At 72.3% G+C, this 13,920-nt stretch carries 15 protein-coding genes and 1 pseudogene; 12 read left to right on the forward strand and 4 right to left on the reverse strand.

Annotated features, from left to right (window positions below; genetic code table 11):
• Nucleotides 1–3: 3 nt before the first annotated feature.
• From ACIBAE_RS16820 to ACIBAE_RS16835, 4 genes and pseudogenes are all read left to right on the forward strand, one after another.
• A complete protein-coding gene (locus ACIBAE_RS16820; RefSeq protein ID WP_399285808.1) occupies nucleotides 4–1,158 on the forward strand; it encodes an acyl-CoA dehydrogenase family protein in 1,155 nt (384 codons plus the stop codon).
• Between the two features lie 128 nt (nucleotides 1,159–1,286).
• Nucleotides 1,287–1,481: a hypothetical protein gene (locus tag ACIBAE_RS16825; RefSeq protein ID WP_399285588.1), complete on the forward strand. Its 195-nt coding sequence runs from the start codon at nucleotides 1,287–1,289 to the stop codon at nucleotides 1,479–1,481.
• A 54-nt stretch (nucleotides 1,482–1,535) separates the two neighbouring features.
• Nucleotides 1,536–2,015 (forward strand): annotated as a pseudogene (locus ACIBAE_RS16830) (acyl-CoA desaturase); the annotation flags it as partial.
• A gap of 69 nt (nucleotides 2,016–2,084) precedes the next feature.
• Nucleotides 2,085–2,267: a hypothetical protein gene (locus ACIBAE_RS16835; protein WP_399285589.1), complete on the forward strand. Its 183-nt coding sequence runs from the start codon at nucleotides 2,085–2,087 to the stop codon at nucleotides 2,265–2,267.
• Between the two features lie 98 nt (nucleotides 2,268–2,365).
• Here ACIBAE_RS16835 and ACIBAE_RS16840 read toward each other — a convergent pair whose 3' ends face one another.
• Nucleotides 2,366–2,965 carry a class I SAM-dependent methyltransferase gene (locus ACIBAE_RS16840; RefSeq protein ID WP_399285590.1) on the reverse strand — a complete coding sequence of 200 codons (600 nt, stop codon included), beginning with the start codon at nucleotides 2,963–2,965 and terminating at the stop codon, nucleotides 2,366–2,368.
• Between the two features lie 186 nt (nucleotides 2,966–3,151).
• On the opposite strand from ACIBAE_RS16840, the gene ACIBAE_RS16845 reads away from it, so the two are divergent.
• The 4 genes from ACIBAE_RS16845 to ACIBAE_RS16860 all read left to right on the forward strand — a co-directional run bounded on the left by ACIBAE_RS16845 (nucleotide 3,152) and on the right by ACIBAE_RS16860 (nucleotide 6,542).
• On the forward strand, nucleotides 3,152–3,553 hold the full coding sequence (locus tag ACIBAE_RS16845; RefSeq protein WP_399285591.1) for a YciI family protein: 402 nt from the start codon (nucleotides 3,152–3,154) through the stop codon (nucleotides 3,551–3,553).
• 18 nt (nucleotides 3,554–3,571) lie between these two features.
• A complete protein-coding gene (locus ACIBAE_RS16850) occupies nucleotides 3,572–4,831 on the forward strand; it encodes an RNA polymerase sigma factor (protein ID WP_399285810.1) in 1,260 nt (419 codons plus the stop codon).
• 224 nt (nucleotides 4,832–5,055) lie between these two features.
• Nucleotides 5,056–5,718: a 4'-phosphopantetheinyl transferase family protein gene (locus ACIBAE_RS16855; RefSeq protein ID WP_399285592.1), complete on the forward strand. Its 663-nt coding sequence runs from the start codon at nucleotides 5,056–5,058 to the stop codon at nucleotides 5,716–5,718.
• Between the two features lie 122 nt (nucleotides 5,719–5,840).
• On the forward strand, nucleotides 5,841–6,542 hold the full coding sequence (locus ACIBAE_RS16860; protein WP_399285593.1) for an SDR family oxidoreductase: 702 nt from the start codon (nucleotides 5,841–5,843) through the stop codon (nucleotides 6,540–6,542).
• Nucleotides 6,543–6,678: 136 nt separating this feature from the next.
• Here ACIBAE_RS16860 and ACIBAE_RS16865 read toward each other — a convergent pair whose 3' ends face one another.
• A complete protein-coding gene (locus tag ACIBAE_RS16865; RefSeq protein ID WP_399285594.1) occupies nucleotides 6,679–7,107 on the reverse strand; it encodes a PPOX class F420-dependent oxidoreductase in 429 nt (142 codons plus the stop codon).
• 138 nt (nucleotides 7,108–7,245) lie between these two features.
• Here ACIBAE_RS16865 and ACIBAE_RS16870 point away from each other — a divergent pair, with 138 nt between their 5' ends.
• Together ACIBAE_RS16870 and ACIBAE_RS16875 are read left to right on the forward strand one after the other, a co-directional pair.
• Nucleotides 7,246–7,659 (forward strand): roadblock/LC7 domain-containing protein, encoded by a 414-nt coding sequence (locus ACIBAE_RS16870; protein ID WP_399285595.1) that lies wholly within the window; start codon nucleotides 7,246–7,248, stop codon nucleotides 7,657–7,659.
• Nucleotides 7,660–7,845: 186 nt separating this feature from the next.
• Nucleotides 7,846–8,784, forward strand: coding sequence for a DUF6397 family protein (locus ACIBAE_RS16875; RefSeq protein ID WP_399285596.1), 939 nt, complete (start codon nucleotides 7,846–7,848; stop codon nucleotides 8,782–8,784).
• Between the two features lie 39 nt (nucleotides 8,785–8,823).
• Here ACIBAE_RS16875 and ACIBAE_RS16880 read toward each other — a convergent pair whose 3' ends face one another.
• Both ACIBAE_RS16880 and ACIBAE_RS16885 read right to left on the reverse strand, forming a co-directional pair.
• Nucleotides 8,824–9,795: an NADP-dependent oxidoreductase gene (locus ACIBAE_RS16880; protein WP_399285597.1), complete on the reverse strand. Its 972-nt coding sequence runs from the start codon at nucleotides 9,793–9,795 to the stop codon at nucleotides 8,824–8,826.
• Nucleotides 9,796–9,898: 103 nt separating this feature from the next.
• Nucleotides 9,899–10,855: a fibronectin type III domain-containing protein gene (locus ACIBAE_RS16885; protein ID WP_399285598.1), complete on the reverse strand. Its 957-nt coding sequence runs from the start codon at nucleotides 10,853–10,855 to the stop codon at nucleotides 9,899–9,901.
• Between the two features lie 374 nt (nucleotides 10,856–11,229).
• Here ACIBAE_RS16885 and ACIBAE_RS16890 point away from each other — a divergent pair, with 374 nt between their 5' ends.
• Both ACIBAE_RS16890 and ACIBAE_RS16895 read left to right on the forward strand, forming a co-directional pair.
• Nucleotides 11,230–12,654 (forward strand): arabinose isomerase, encoded by a 1,425-nt coding sequence (locus ACIBAE_RS16890; protein WP_399285599.1) that lies wholly within the window; start codon nucleotides 11,230–11,232, stop codon nucleotides 12,652–12,654.
• A gap of 180 nt (nucleotides 12,655–12,834) precedes the next feature.
• The gene (locus ACIBAE_RS16895) at nucleotides 12,835–13,908 is read left to right on the forward strand and encodes a glycoside hydrolase family 19 protein (RefSeq protein WP_399285600.1); all 1,074 of its coding nucleotides are present in this window, start codon (nucleotides 12,835–12,837) and stop codon (nucleotides 13,906–13,908) included.
• The last annotated feature ends 12 nt before the right edge of the window (nucleotides 13,909–13,920 follow it).

Genomic DNA, 13,920 nt, shown 5'->3' on the forward strand with positions numbered 1-13,920 from the left:
CCGATGAGTACGGGTACGAACACGCGGCCCGAGCAGCCGACGCCACCCGTCCGGCCGCCCCGGCCCGACACCTCGCCCGACCTCCTCTACACCGACATCGAGGACGATCTGCGGGCCGCCGTCCGGTCCCTGCTCACCAGCCACCGCGACGTACCGGCCGCACTCGTCCGCGCCGAGACCGGTGATCCCTACGACCCCGAGCTGTGGACCGCGCTCAGCGCCGGGATCGGCGTGGCGGGCCTGCTCGTCCCGGAGAGCCTGGGCGGCCAGGGCGCGAGCCATCGCGAGGCCGCCGTCGTGCTGGAGGAGCTGGGCCGGGACGTCACACCCGCGCCGTACCTCACCAGCGCGGTGATGGCGACCGAGACGCTCCTCGCCTGCGACACGCGGAGTACGGATGTCGCCGGGCTGCTCACCGCGCTCGCCAACGGTCACCGGGTCGCGGTGCTCGCCCTGCCGCTCAGCACCGCCCCCGACGCGCCCCTGCCCATCGGTGCCGCCACGGTCACCGGCGTCCCGGACGCCACCCGGGCGGATGTCCTGCTCGTCCTGCGGGACGACGGGCTGTACGCGGCCGAGACCTCGGGCCCCGGCGTCACCGTGGAGCGGCTGACGCCGCTCGATCTGACCCGGCCGCTCGGCACCGTCACGGTCGAGCCCGGCACCGGCGTCCGGATCGCCGACGCGGCCACGGCGGACACCGCCGTACGCCGCGGGCTGCTGGCCGGAGCCGGGCTGCTCGCCTCCGAACAGCTCGGCATCGCCGAGTGGTGCCTGACGGAGAGCGTCAGGCACACCCGCGAGCGCCATCAGTTCAACCGCCCCATCGGGTCCTTCCAGGCGCTCAAGCACCGCATGGCACAGCTGTGGCTGGAGGTCGTCTCGGCCCGGGCCGCCGCCCGCAACGCAGCCGACGCACTGGCCACCGACGCCCCCGACGCCCCGCTCGCGGTGGCCGTCGCCCAGGCGTACTGCGGCCGGGTCGCCGTCCACGCCGCCGAGGAATGCGTGCAGTTGCACGGCGGGATCGGCATGACCTGGGAACACCCCGCGCATCTGTATCTCAAGCGCGCCAAGTCCGATGAGATCACGCTCGGTTCACCGGGCCGGCACAAGGAGACCGTGGCCGCGCTGGCCGATCTGCCCGGCCCCCGGTAGCGCTCCCGGCCGGGTCCGCCCGGACAACCACCCGTACGGCGGACACGCCGGTCGGCCGTACGGGCCTCCTCCTCCGCCACACTGGCGGCCGAATGCCGCGAATCCGGCGCGGCCGGAGGAGGTTCTCGATGGCCATCACGATCTCACTGGCGCTGCTTCTGCTGGTGTTCGCCGTGATCTTCCTGCGCACGGGCGGACTGAAGCTCTCGCACGCGACGGTCTGCGTCCTGCTCGGCTTCCTGCTCGCGAGCAGCAGCATGGCGCCTACCATCGCGAACGGCATCACCGCCACAGCCGGGGTGGTCAGCAGCCTCAATCCGTGACGCCGTCACCGGCCGCCGGCCGGAGCGGCCGTCCTGCGCTCCCGGCGGCGCACCCGGTTGCCCGCCCGCCGGCGCGCGGTGGAGGGCCTGCTGCTCGCGGCCCACGCCGGCGGCTACCTCACCCTGCTGCTCACCACCCTGACCCTCGGCCAGGCCGTCGTCTTCGCGTCGCTCCACCAGATGCTGCTCGGCCCGCACCTGGGTCTGGCCTTCGCGCCCAACCACAAGGGCATGGAGATGCCCGACCCGGAGAACAGCGAGGGCTGGGACCACCTGCGCCGGCAGGTCCTCACCTCACGGAACATCCGTCGCGGAGCGCTCACCGACTGGTTCCTCGGCGGGCTGAACTACCAGATCGAGCACCATCTCTTCCCCAGCATGCCGCGCCCCCATCTGCGCCTCGCCCGGCCGCTGGTACGGGCGCACTGCCGCTCGCTGGGCGTCCCGTACACCGAGACCGGACTGATCGACTCGTACCGCCAGGCCCTCCGTCATCTGCACGCTGTCGGCGAACCGCCGCGCGCGGGCGCATAGTGGAACTGGCGGACGACTGTGTGCGTCCACCGAGCAGGGAGCGGCCATGGCCGCGAAGGAGGCATCGAGATGTCGACAAGAGCGAAGATCGCCGTCGGGGGAGTGGCCGTAGGCCTGATTCTGATCCCGCTGATCGGATTCTGGTTCGCGCTGCTGGTGGTGCTCGGAGTGCCAGCGGCCGCCTATCTGATGCTCGACCCGTCGCAGCGTCGCAGGCTGCGCCGGATCAACCGCAAGGGGATCGGCCGCTGAGCGGCTGAGACCCGCCGGCGCGCGGGTTTCCCCTCGGGTGCGGGGTCCGGGACCATGTGGTCGCGGACCCCACACGTTCGTGCCGGAGAGCGGCGGCGTCAGCCCTGCCGGACCGCCAGGGCCAGGAAGCGGGCGTCCTCATCCGCGTACGACTCCAGACGCCACCCCGAACCGGCCAGCAGGGGGCGGAGATTCGGCTCGGCGCGGAGATCGTCCGCCAGGATGCGACGGGCCTGCCGGGCGGCCAGCGCGCCACGGCCGAGAGGATGGAACAGCGCCAGCCGTCCACCCGGCCGGACGACCCTGGCCAACTCCCTCAGCCCCTCGTCGGGTCGCGGCAGATGCGCGATCAGTCCCGCGGCGAACACCGCGTCCAGCGCGGCCGGGCGCACCGGCAGCCGGGCCACATCGGCGAGCAGCAGCCGGCCGTCGCTCCGCCGGCCCGCCCGCACGGCCGCGTCGAGCATCGCCGGCGTCAGATCGACGCCCAGCACCGTGCCCGCCGGACCCACGGCGTCCCGCAGGGGCGGCAGGGCCCGCCCCGTTCCGCACCCCGCGTCCAGCACCGCGTCCCCGGGGCGCACACCGAGATCGGCGACGGCGGCCGCGTAGGCGGGACCGTCGTCGGGGAAGCGCGCGTCCCAGTCCGCCGCCCTGGCACCGAAGAATTCCCGCACATGCGTGTGGTCGTGGGCCATGAGGACATGGTCCCTCAGTGCTGCCGCCCCCGCCGCGCCGCAGCGCGCGGGCCGCCCCGCTTCCGGCTAGTTTTTCCTCAGAGACTTTTTCCGGAAATCTCCGCCGGAGGTGTCGAAATCGCGGCGCGTGCTTCTACCTGTCCGTGAGAGACGCCCACAGGGGCGCGACAGCGTGAGGAGAAGGTCATGAAGTACATGATGCTGATGCAGTTCAGCGAGAAGACGGTCGACTTCCCCCCGATCACGGAATGGTCCTCCGACGAGATCAAGACCCATATCGCCTTCATGCAGGACACGAACGACAGGCTGCACAAGGCGGGCGAATTCGTCTCGGCGGAAGGGCTCGCGTTTCCGGACCAGGCCAAGATCGTCCGGGCTGGCGGCGACGGGAGTCCCCTGGTCACCGAGGGGCCCTTCCCCGAGACGAAGGAATTCCTCGCCGGCTTCTGGATCATCGACTGCGACAGCGCCGAGCGGGCGGTCGAGCTGGCCGCGCACGTGTCGACCGCTCCCGGCCCCGGCGGCAGGCCGCTGAACATGCCGATCGAGATCCGCCAGGTGATGGCGGGGCCGCCGGAGGAGCTGTGACCACTGACTGATCCCGGGATCCTTACGGAGCCGACGGCCGAGGACCTGCTGCGCACGCTGGCGCCGCAGGTCCTGGGCGTGCTCACCCGCCGGTTCGGGGACTTCGACGCGGCCGAGGACGCCGTACAGGAAGCACTGCTGGCCGCGGCGACCCAGTGGCCGGGCGACGGCGTGCCGCGCAATCCGCGCGGCTGGCTCATCCAGGTCGCCCACCGCCGGATGATCGAGCGGGTACGCGGCGAGCAGGCACGGCGCCGCCGCGAAGACCTGGCGGTCAGGCGGGAGCCCGCCGACCGGTACGCGGCGCCGCCCGCCGACAGCCCCGGAGCGGCGGACCAGGACGACTCGCTGATCCTGCTCTTCCTGTGCTGCCATCCCGCCCTGTCGACGCCCTCCGCGATCGCCCTGACCCTGCGCTGCGTCGGGGGACTGACCACGGGCGAGATCGCCCGCGCCTTCATGGTGCCCGAGGCGACCATGGGGCAGCGGATCAGCCGGGCCAAGCAGCGCGTCAAAGCGTCCGGGATCCCGTTCCGGATGCCGGAGGACGAGGACCGGCCGCGCCGGCTGGAGGCCGTACTGCGGGTGCTGTATCTGATCTTCAACGAGGGCTACGTCACCGGCGAAGGCCCCGACCTGCAGCGGGTCGAACTGTCCCGCGAAGCGATCCGGCTGGCCAGAGCCCTGCGCGAACTGGTCCCCGGGGACAGCGAGGTCGCCGGACTGCTCGCACTGATGCTGCTCACCGACGCCAGGAGCGCGGCGCGCACGGGCCCGTCCGGCGAGCTGATCCCCCTGGCGGAACAGGACCGGAGCCGGTGGGACGCCCGGTCCATCGGCGAGGGCACCACGCTCATCACGGCGGCCCTGCCCAGGGGACCGGTCGGCCCATACCAGGTGCAAGCGGCGATCGCCGCCCTGCACGACGAGGCGCCGACGGCCGAGGAGACGGACTGGCCGCAGATCCTCGCCCTGTACGACGTGCTGGAGCAGCTGTCCGCCGGCCCGGTGGTCTCACTCAACCGGGCCGTCGCCGTCGCCATGGTGCACGGCCCGGACGCCGGACTCGGCATTCTCGACTCCCTGGAGGACGACGAGCGCCTGTCCGGCCACCATCGGCTGTACGTGGTGCGGGCGCATCTCCTCGACATGGCGGGGGACCGCCAGGGCGCGCGGGAGAACTACAGCGAGGCGGCCCGGCGCACGACCAGCCTTCCGGAGCGGCACTACCTCACGCTCCGCGCCGCCCGGCTCGCCACGCCCCCGGGGAGCGGCTGACCTGGGACGGGGGCCGCGCGCGGGCGGGCGGGCCCCGGCAGGCAGTATGGGGGCACCCGCGCGCTCGCGCCCACGCACGTATGCCGGGTGCGCGTCCGTGCGCGCCGCGTCCGCCTGCCCGTCCGCCCGTCCGTTCGCCCGCCCGCCAGGAGAGCGTCCTGTTCGACACCGATCACCGCAGCGAACCGCCCGCCAGGCCGGGGCCGGGAATCGTGGACCTGTGGATGCTGGACCTCGCACGGCTGGACGAGAGCGCTCCCGGCCTCCTGGACCTCTCCGTGCTGGACGCCCAGGAGCGGCAGCGCGTCCAGGGTTTCGTCCACGCGAAGGACCGGCTCCGTTACGCCGTCGCCCACACCGCCCTGCGGCGGATTCTCGGGGCGTGTGTCGGGGCGCCCGCCCGGGACATCGTCCTCGTCCGCGAGACCTGCCCGTGCTGTGGCGGGCCGCACGGACGGCCGGCGCTCGCGGACGCCCCCTTCCCGCTGCACTTCTCCCTGTCCCACGGCGGCGACCGGGTGCTGATCGGTCTCGCGACGGTGGCCGTGGGGGTGGACGTCGAACCCGAGGCGACGCCGGAGACGTCCGGCGAGCTGATCCCCGCCCTGCACCCGGCCGAACAGGCCGAACTGGCGGCTGTGCCCCAGGAGCGGCGAGGGGCCGCCTTCACCCGGCTGTGGGCCCGCAAGGAGGCCTACCTCAAGGGCATCGGCACCGGCCTCGGCCGTGACCTCGCCGCGGACTATCTGGGGACGGGCGGTCTCGCCGGCTCCCCGCCCGGCTGGAGCGTCACCGACCTGCCGGCGGGTCCAAAACACTTCGCCGCCTGCGCCGCACTCGGCGCCGCCCACCGGACCCGCGTACGGCACCTGTCCACTCCGCTCTGATGCCGCGGGAGTCCCTGGCGGCGCGCGGCGTCCCCGGATGACGGTGCCGCCGCTGTCCAGCACTCTGGAGGAGGGGGATGTTTCATGACACCACTGTCGATCCGAACCCTCGGGAGAACGACATGACCACTGTCAGCGGAGCAACCGTCCTGGTCACCGGCGGTCAGCGCGGCCTCGGCCGGGCTTTCGAACAAGAACTTCTGGAGGCGGGCGCCGCCAAGGTGTACGCCACGGCCCGTACGCCCGCCGCCGAGAGCGACCCGAGGGTCGTTCCCATGGAGCTGGAGGTGACCGATCAGGAGTCGGTCGAGAACCTCGCCCGCGTCGCGGACGACGTGTCCATCGTCTTCAACAACGCCGGCATAGGCGGTTCCGGCCCGCTCCTCGAAACCGACATGGACGAGGTGATGGCCGTCTTCGACGCCAATGTGTTCGGGGCGCTGCGCGTCGCCAAGGCCTTCGCCCCGATCCTCGCGGCCAACGGTGGCGGCGCCCTCGTCGACATCCACTCGGCGCTGTCCTGGGCGGCCGGCAGCGGGGCCTACGGCGCGACGAAGGCCGCTCTCTGGTCACTCACCAATTCGCTCCGGCTGGAACTGGCGTCCAACGGGACGCAGGTGGTGGGCGTCCACCTCGGGTACGCCGACACCGACCTGACCCGCGGTATCGACGCCCCCAAGAACGATCCGCGCGTGGTGGCCCGCGATGTCCTCACCGCGCTGGCGGACGGCGAGACCGAGGTCCTGGCGGACGACGCCAGCCGCGCCTTCAAGGCCGCCCTCTCCGGCCCGGTGGAAGGGCTGAGCCTGCCGTCGCGTTCCTGACCGGGTCGCTCTCCTCGGGCGCCTGACCGGTCCGCTTTCCTCGGGCGCCTGAGCGAGGGCGTCCCCTCGGGCGCCCGAGCGAGGCCGTCGCGGCGCGGCTCCCCCAGGGCGGAGCGAACCGCGCCACGCCGGTGGGTCAGCCCGCCACCTCCGCGAGGGCCGAGACCTTGTCGATACGGACCCGCACCAACAGCTCGCCGGGTGCGGCGTTGCGGGTCCCGAACTCCTTCGCCCGCTCCTCGCCCATGTACCGGGCGGCGATGCGGGTCGACCAGGTGAGCAACTGATCCGGATCCTCATGGATTTCGGCCCGCCCCTGGATCACCACGAACGCGAACGGAGGCCGTTCGTCGTCCACGCACAGCGCGACCCGGCCGTCACGCAGCAGATTGCGGCCCTTGACGGACTCTTTGCCGGTGTTGAAGACAAGATCGTCACCGTCCAGTACGAACCAGATGGGTGCGATATGGGGACTGCCGTCGGCCCGTGCCGTCGAGAGTTTTCCGGTGCGCGTGCCTTCGGAGAGGAAAGCCCGCCACTCTTCCTTGCTCATGTTTGTCGCCATAACCGCATTTTCTGCCGCGAGAGTGTTCCGCGCGATGCGACTCCCCGGCCCGGAGGATCGCTTGCCGCCGAGCGATCGGTGCGGAAGGCTACGGGCGTTGCGGTACCACGGGGTACATCTCGACGGGGAGGCACGGCGATGGCGCTGGACAAGGGGCTCGACTGGCTGCTGGACGAGCTGACCGGGCGGGTCGAGCACATACAGCACGCACTGGTGCTGTCCAACGACGGCTTGGTGACGGGGGCCAGTTCGGGTCTGGTGCGCGAGGACGCGGAGCATCTCGCCGCGGTCTCCTCGGGGCTGCACAGCCTCGCGCGGGGATCAGGACGGCACTTCGGGGCGGGCAGGGCCCGGCAGACCATGGTCGAGTTCGACGAGGCGCTGCTGTTCGTCACGGCGGCGGGTGACGGCAGCTGCCTGTGTGTACTGACCGAGGCCGAGGCCGATGTCGGGCAGGTCGCCTATGAGATGACCCTGCTCGTCAACCGGGTCGGCGAGCACCTCGGCGTCGCGGCCAGGCAGCCGGGGCACAGCAGCCTGAGCGGGCTCTGAGCCGGGCCCCGAGCGGCCTCCGGCGGCTCCCGAGGGCTCCCAGGGCCCCGCGCGGTTCCGGGCCGGCCCTCGCGCACCCGCTGTGACGGTGGTCCACGGACAGTTGTCCACAGGCCCGGCGAAGAGCGCCGCCGGCGGGCTACGGTCATCACCGGGAGTAGTCACGCCTCACGGGGGAGGACCAGTATGTCCATCAGCGATGTCCGGACCCAGGATGTCGGCGCGAGCCGGGCCGCACAGGAACTGGATCTGAAACGCGGGGAGTTCGAGCTCGCCGTACAGCTGGGTCATGTCCGTACCACGGTCGCCGCCCCTGGTGCGGCCTGCGGGACGGCCGGCCGGCGCCGGATCAGCCGTCAGGAGATCGACCGTCTGCGGGCGCTGGAAGGGTTTCCGGACGTCCTGCGCGAGCGGGTACGGACGGTGGGCACGGCCGAGGGCGCGAAGCTGGCGCACGTCAGCCCGGGCCGCTTCACCCGGCTCGCGCGGGCCGGATGCGTCGCGCCGGTGAGGTTCCGTCTCAACCGGTACCGCGCGGTCGTGTGGCTGTATCCGGCGGACGAGCTGAGGGCGTTCGCCGCTGAGCGGCCGGCTCTGCTCACCGGCCGGCTGCCGGAGCCACTGCGCGCGGCTCTCGACGCGGGAGAGGACCGGCGGCCGCGCAACTGGCGTGGCCGGCGTATCGGCCAGTTGCTCCACGAGAGTGAGGACCCCTGGGAGCGGGCGGCCATCACCGGCTGTGTGCTCGACCCGGCCCAGCTGGCCGGGCTGGTCCGTGATCCGTACGAGCGAGCCTGTCTGGACCGGCTGCGGCCGGAGCTGGTCCAGGGACACGCCGGCTCCGGCGCGGCGCGGGAGACGGTGCGGCGGCTGCTGGTCGCCGATCACCCGGACGAGATCCGGTGGCACCGGGCCGGCCTGGCGGCGCTGCTGGAAGAGGCCAGGCGAGCCCGGCCCGCCCCGCGTCCCGACGCCGTCGTCCGGCGTCGCGGCAAGGCGGGACCAGGGGTGCCGGGGAGGCCGCCGAGTCTGTCCGGGCCGTCTCATGGGGCGGCCCGTGCGGGTCTGTCGGCGCGGCCGCGGATCGGCAAGGACAGACACCCGGGACCGCCGCTCCGATGGTGAGGGGGCGGCCCTGAGTGAGGGGACGGCCCTGAATGGTCATCAGGGGGCGACCCGCAGGACGAGCTTGCCACGGGTCCGGCCCGATTCACCCCGGCGGTGGGCCTCGGCCGCGTCCTCCAGCGGCAGGATGTCCTCGACCTCGACCTTCACGACTCCCTTGTCGATCAGCCCCGCGATCCGGGTCAGCGCGGTGCCGTCCGGCTCCACCAGGAAGGCGCTCGCCCGCAGGCCCTGGGCGCGGGCCGTGTCGAGCAGTCCGGGGGCCGCACCCGAGGGGACGGGGATGAGGGTGCCGCCGGGCCGCAGGGTCTTCAGTGAGCGGGTGCTCGTGGAGTCGTGCCCGTCCCCGACCAGGTCGATCACGACATCGACATCGTGGACCACGTCCTCGAAGCGGACCGTGGTGTAGTCGACGAGCTCGTCGGCGCCGAGCGAGCGCAGCCAGTCGTGCTTGGCGGCGCGGGCCGTGCCGATGACCCGGGCGCCGAGGTGCTTGGCGATCTGCACCGCGAAATGGCCCACCCCGCCGGCGGCGGCGTGGATCAGGACGCGCTGCCCCGGCTCGACCCGGGCGGCGTCGACGAGTGACTGCCAGGCGGTGAGCGCGGCCAACGGCACCGCGGCGGCGTGGTCGTGGTCGATCGTCACCGGCTTGCGGGCGAACTGGCGGGAGGGCGCGGTCACATACTCCGCGTAGGCGCCGGCCTGCCGGGGAAACCACAGCAGGCCGTACACCTCGTCACCCACCTCCAGGGTGTGGACCCCGAAGCCGGTCTTCGTCACGACACCGGAGACATCCCAGCCGAGCACGAAGGGAGGATCCCCCATGACGCCCGCCATCCCGCCGCTCCGCCGGGTCTTCCAGTCGACGGGGTTCACCCCCGCCGCGTGGACGCGTACCTGCACCTCGGTCGGCAGCGGTTCCGGCCGGGCCATCCCGGTGAGGTGGAGCACCTCGGGGCCGCCGAGGGTGTCCTGGGTGATCGCGCGCATGGTCGTCTCGCTGCTCATCACATGTCTCCTGTGGGGCGTGCCGGGGCATCCGCGCACCGCCCGGCCGGTTGCTGATCGACACCGGCACGCTATCCCGCGTGCCCCGGCGACCGGAGGACCGTCAGGGCTTCCCGCCACCGGTGACGAGGGTGCGTTCCGTGGAGAACCGGCCCCAGTTGCCGTCGGGCAGCTTGGCGCGGATCTTCACCCGGTAGCTCCTGCCCGGCTCCCTGGTCGTGTACACGCTGTACGTCGCCCGGCCCCGGGGGGCCTCGCCGCCCCAGATCAGCGTGGTCGCGAACGCGCCGTCGAGGTAGATCTGGTACTCGGGCGCGTCGGTGCCGGCCTTCGGCGGCAGCCAGGACAGGTCGGCGTAGTACGCGCCGTCGGCGGCGTGCGTGGTGGCCCGGAAGTCGCCGGGCGCGGTGTCGGGATCGTCACCGGAACCGTGCGGGGTGGTGATCTCGACGGCGCCGCCGGCGGGGGAGACGTTGTCGGCGGCGTCCCTGGCGGTGATCGTGAAGCGGTAACGCGTCCCCGGCCGGAGCCGGCCGATCCGCGCGGTCGTCGCGTCGCCGCCGACGCTGTGGATCCTGGAGCCGCCCTGGTAGATGTCGTACGAGGTGATGCCCTGGTCTCCCGGCGGCGCGCTCCAGCTGAGCCGCACGGCCCGCGCGCCGTCGCTGCCGCCCCGCAGTCCGGCGGGCGCGGCAGGAGCGTCCCGGTCCTCGGCGACAGCGGCCGGGGTGGTGACGCGTTTTTCGTCGCTGTCCGCCGAGAGCGCGCCCTCGGCGTTCCGGGCCCGGACGGTGAAGGTGTAGGCGGTCGACGGCTCCAGGCCGGTGATGTCGGCCATGTTCGTCGCGGCGGGGACGTCCTTGACCTTCGTCCCGCCCCGGTAGACCGTGTACCCGCGGATCCCGGCCTTCCCGGGGGCCTGGCTCCACATGACATGCACCGAGGTCGCGCTCCCGGCCTGCACCGAGACTCCATCCGGCGCCGAAGGTGCCTTCGTCCCTTCGCCGTTGGAGCCGCACCCGGCCGACGAGAGAACGGCGAGGGACACGAGGGCGGCCATGGTGGGGATCCTTCGCACGGCCGTCTCCTCCGCTCGGGGCAATGGTCTAGACATATATGACACAGGTGTCGGGTCCACATCAAGAGGGCGGCGGGTGTCGGCCCGTCATGCGCGATCGTCGTCCCAGGCGAAGCCGGGAGAAGCCAGGGGGAGTCGGGGGATCCGGGGGAGCGGGGGGAGCGGGAGAAGCCAGGGGGAGTCGGGGGAGCCGGGGGAGCGGGAGAAGCCAGGGGGGAGCCGGGGAAAGCCTGAGGACACGTCAGGCCCGCTCGTGTCGGCGGCGGATGCCGGGCCGTCGCGCGGTAGCTTCCGAGCAGCCTCGTTGAACCTCTCGCCACCGGGTGGCGTGCTGAGCCCACCGCCGGGGAGCCCTCATGACCGTCCGCACGCCCGCCACCGCCCGCAGACCCAGGATCGGACTGGTCGCCGGAGGCCTGGGCGCCTACTGGCCCCAGTTCCCCGAGCTGCTCCCGCGGCTGCGCCGGTCGGCGGAGCGCGTCACCGAACGCATGCGGGAGTTCGACGCCGAGGTCATCGACGCGGGCTTCATCTCCGACGCCCGGGAGGGCGCGGCGGCCGCCGAGAAGCTGCGTGCGGCCGGCTGCGATCTGATCGTCGGTTTTCTCACCACCTATATGACGGCCACGATGCTGGTCCCCGTCGCCCAGCTCGGCGACGCGCCCGTCCTGCTGATCAATCTCCAGCCCACCCCGTCGATGGACCACGCCCACGTCGACACCGGCCAGTGGCTCGCGTACTGCGGCGCCTGCCCCCTGCCCGAGATGGCCAACGCCTTCGAACGCGTCGGCGTGCCCTTCCGCTCGGTCTCCGGACATCTGGAGGACGAGCACGCCTGGCGGCGTATCGGCCGCTGGATCAGGGCGGCCGGGGTCCGCGCGGTGCTGAGGCACGGCCGGCACGGCCTGATGGGGCACCTCTACCCCGGCATGTACGACGTCTCCACCGACCTCACCCTGGTCCCCGGCAATCTCGGCGGACACGTGGAGGTGGTCGAATTCGACGATCTGCGGGTACGGGTCGACCAGGTCGCGGACAGCGAGCTGACGGCGAAGCTCGACGAGACCCGGGCGCTCTTCGAACTGGCCGACTCCGTCGTGGAGGACGACCTCCGGTGGGCCGCCCGGGTCGCCGTCGGCCTCGACCGGCTCGTCGCCGACTTCGACCTGGACTCGCTCGCGTACTACCACCGCGGTCTGGACGCGGAGATCCACGAACGGCTCGGCGCGGGCATGATCCTCGGCGCCTCGCTGCTGACCGCCCGGGGTGTTCCGGCCTGTGGTGAGTACGAACTCCGCACCTCACTCGCCATGCTGATCGCCGACCGCCTCGGCGCCGGCGGCTCCTTCACCGAACTCCAGGCGCTGGACTTCACGGCGGGCGTGGTCGAGATGGGCCACGACGGCCCCGGCCACCTGGCCATCAGCGCGCGCAAGCCCCTGCTGCGCGGCCTCGGCGTCTACCACGGCAAACGCGGCTGGGGCGTCTCCGTCGAGTTCGACGTACGGCACGGTCCTGTCACTCTCGTCGGACTCGGCCAGAGCCGCGACGGCCGGTACCGGCTGATCGCCGCCGAGGGTGCCGTCGTACCGGGACCGCTGCTGGAGATCGGCAACACCACCTCCCGAGTCGACTTCGGCTGCGACCCGGGGGAGTGGACCGACGCCTGGAGCGCCGGCGGCGTCGGCCACCACTGGGCGCTGGCCACCGGAACCCTGCTGCCGGAGCTGCGCGCGCTGGCCGATCTGACCGGGCTCGAACTCGTCGAGGTCTCCGTCTGACCGACCCGTTCCCCTCCCCCTGCCGTTCGAGCACTCCCGCCGTTCGGCTCCCTCCGCCGTTCCCCTTCCCCTCCCTGGCTTGGTCTAGACCTTGACAGGTATGCGGCAAGTCCGGTTTGGTTCCCTCACCCCCCATGGCGGCCATCGGCTCCGCGCCGGCCGCGCGAAGGAGTGAGTCGTTTGAGACAGCGCGTCCTGGCCCTGCTCACGGCGATGGTTTCGGCCCTCGCCCTCGCGATGTTCCTGCCCGCCACATCCGCCTCCGCCGCCTCGTGCGCCGCCGGCTGGAACGCGTCCGCCGTCTACACCGGCGGCAACACCGCCTCCTACAACGGGCACAACTGGTCCGCGAAGTGGTGGACACAAGGAGAGCCCCCCGGCACCACCGATGTCTGGGCCGACCAGGGCGGCTGCGGCGGCTCCACGCCCGGCGGCGGCTCCGGCGGAAGCTGTGACGCCCCGGCATGGGTCGCGGGCCGGGCGTACGTCACCGGCGACATCGTCACGTACACCGACGGCAAGCTCTACCAGGCCGAACACGATAATCCGGGCTACGACCCGGTCATCAGCACCTGGTACTGGGAGCCGTACACCTGCACCGGGACGCCCCCCACCGACCCGCCGCCGTCCCAGGGCGGCTTCGTGGTCAGCGAGGCACAGTTCAACCAGATGTTCCCCGGCCGGAACTCCTTCTACTCGTACAGCGGTCTGACCGCCGCGCTGAGCGCCTACCCGGGCTTCGCCAACACCGGCAGCGACACGGTCAAGCGCCAGGAGGCCGCCGCCTTCCTGGCCAATGTCAGCCATGAGACCGGCGGACTCGTCTACATCGTCGAGCAGAACACCGCCAACTACCCGCACTACTGCGACACGTCCCAGCCCTACGGCTGCCCCGCCGGCCAGGCCGCGTACTACGGGCGCGGACCCATCCAGCTGAGCTGGAACTTCAACTACAAGGCGGCGGGCGACGCCCTGGGCATCGACCTCCTCAACAACCCCGGCCTCGTGCAGACCGACGCGGCCGTGGCCTGGAAGACGGCCCTCTGGTACTGGAACACCCAGAGCGGCCCCGGCACGATGACCCCGCACAACGCCATGGTCAACGGCGCCGGCTTCGGCGAGACCATCCGGAGCATCAACGGCAGCATCGAGTGCAACGGCGGCAATCCCGGACAGGTGCAGAGCCGCATCAACAGCTATCAGAGCTTCACGCAGATCCTCGGGACGACCCCCGGGAACAACCTGAGCTGCTGAACCCCTGACGCG

It is taken from the genome of Streptomyces sp. NPDC051569 (assembly GCF_044454085.1).
Taxonomy (GTDB): domain Bacteria; phylum Actinomycetota; class Actinomycetes; order Streptomycetales; family Streptomycetaceae; genus Streptomyces.